Source organism: Neisseria sp. P0021.S005, from assembly GCF_051956955.1.
This window is the reverse complement of the sequence record NZ_JBQCWY010000606.1, coordinates 1-1856: the sequence shown is the minus strand read 5'-3', so window position 1 is coordinate 1856 and position 1856 is coordinate 1. Positions and strand designations below refer to the sequence as shown.

Sequence of the window (1856 nt, the reverse complement as noted above, 5' to 3'; positions counted from 1 at the left end):
CCGATTTGCCGGATATTGTTTGGCACGTTATCGGCGATGTGCAGTCTAATAAAACCAAATTTGTGGCCGAACGCGCACATTGGGTGCATACGATAGGCCGTCTGAAAACGGCGCGGCGCTTGAGTGAGCAAAGGCCGTCTGAAATACCGCCGTTGCAGGTGTGTATTGAAGTGAACATTGCCGCGGAAGAGGCGAAACACGGCGTAGCGCCCGCAGAAGCGATTGCGCTGGCCCTTGAAGTGGCCAAGTTGCCGAATATTAAAGTATGCGGATTGATGTGTGTGGCCAAGGCCGACAGCAGCGACGATGAGTTGCGCAGTCAGTTTCATACCATGCAGCGGTTGTTGGCCGAGTTGAATGCGGCAGGCGTCGAAGCAGATGTTTTGTCTATGGGTATGTCCGGAGATATGCCAATCGCGGTAGAATGCGGCGCAACCCATGTCCGCATCGGCAGCGCGATTTTCGGCAGACGGGAACAAAAACAAAAAGGAGAAGGCAGCCAATGAAACAGATTATCTCGGTCGTTTTGCTTGGTTTGACCTTAACGGGTTGTCGGTTGATGGGCTGGTATCAATGTGAATCCTTATCGGGCTGGTGCAAACCCAAAAAGCCGGCAGCAATAGATTTTTGGGAAATTAAAGGCGAACCGCCGCCTTCTATTGAGGATTTCCGCGGGAAGCGTTTGGCGGACGGGAATTATTCTATTGACGATAATGCTTATCGTACCGCAGCTAATGATTATTTCAGTAGGAAAATCAAAAAGTTTGAAGCTTGCGGGCTAGCTTGGCAAACCCGCGATAAACGCCCTTTAGCGGAAACTTTTAAAAAAGAAGGATTGGATTGTTTGGAAAAACAGGGTTTATACCGAACATCACTGCCCGAAAGCGTCCGTTGGTGAAAAGGTCGTCTGAAATTTTGTCGGTATGATGGAAACGGTATTTCAGACGACCTCAGCAAATGTATCTCATTTAAAAAATTAAGGAAATTTATGAACATCTACTTTTTAGGCGGCGGCAATATGGCGACTGCCATTGCAGGCAGTTTGGTCAAACAAGACGGCTATCGTGTCCACATTGTCGAACGCGGCGCCGAAAGACGTGCACAACTGGTGCAAGAATTGGGCGTAGCCACTTCTGAAAACCTGCCCGAATTGAGTGCGGACGATGTCCTCATTCTCGCCGTCAAACCGCAAGACATGCAGGTAGCCTGTCAAAACATCCGTTTGAATGGCGCGCTGGTGTTGTCTGTAGCGGCAGGTTTGTCCATCGATACCCTCAGCCATTATCTGGGCGGCACACGCCGTATCGTACGCATCATGCCCAATACGCCGGCCAAAATCGGCTTGGGCGTATCCGGTATGTTTGCCGATGCAGGCGTTTCAGAAGCCGACCGTACAGCTGCCGACGGCATCATGCGCTCTGTCGGCACGACCATTTGGCTGAACGAGGAAGAGCAACTCCACAATATTACCGGCATCAGCGGCAGCGGCCCCGCCTATGTTTTCTATCTGTTGGGCGCGCTCCAAAATGCGGCTTTGGCACAAGGTTTCAACGAACAAGATGCACGCGAACTGAGCCTCGCCACATTTAAAGGCGCAGTGGCTTTGGCCGAACAAACCGGCGAAGCATTCGCACAATTACAGCAAAACGTAACTTCCAAAGGCGGCACGACACACGAAGCCATCGAAACCTTCAAAGCCCGTCACGTTGCCGAAGCCATCGAACAGGGTGTAGAAGCCTGCGTCAAACGTTCGCAAGAAATGGCGCAACAATATAAGGCCGTCTGAACATGCGCGGCGACTTGCTCTTATTATTGGCAGACGCTATTGCCATCCTGTGTATCACGCGCTTTTTGCT

3 protein-coding genes are annotated in these 1856 nt (G+C 51.1%); all 3 read left to right on the top strand.

Annotation, left to right across the window (positions count from 1 at the left end; all coding sequences use genetic code 11):
- On the top strand, window positions 1-506 hold a 506-nt coding region (locus ACTHUE_RS17435; RefSeq protein WP_440403035.1), incomplete at its 5' end, for a YggS family pyridoxal phosphate-dependent enzyme.
- A complete protein-coding gene (locus ACTHUE_RS17430) occupies window positions 503-898 on the top strand; it encodes an RNA-binding protein (RefSeq protein ID WP_070461559.1) in 396 nt (131 codons plus the stop codon). The genes ACTHUE_RS17435 and ACTHUE_RS17430, both read left to right, overlap by 4 nt.
- 90 nt (window positions 899-988) lie before the next feature.
- The gene (gene proC, locus ACTHUE_RS17425; RefSeq protein ID WP_070461560.1) at window positions 989-1786 is read left to right on the top strand and encodes a pyrroline-5-carboxylate reductase; all 798 of its coding nucleotides are present in this window, start codon (window positions 989-991) and stop codon (window positions 1784-1786) included.
- Window positions 1787-1856 lie beyond the last annotated feature (70 nt).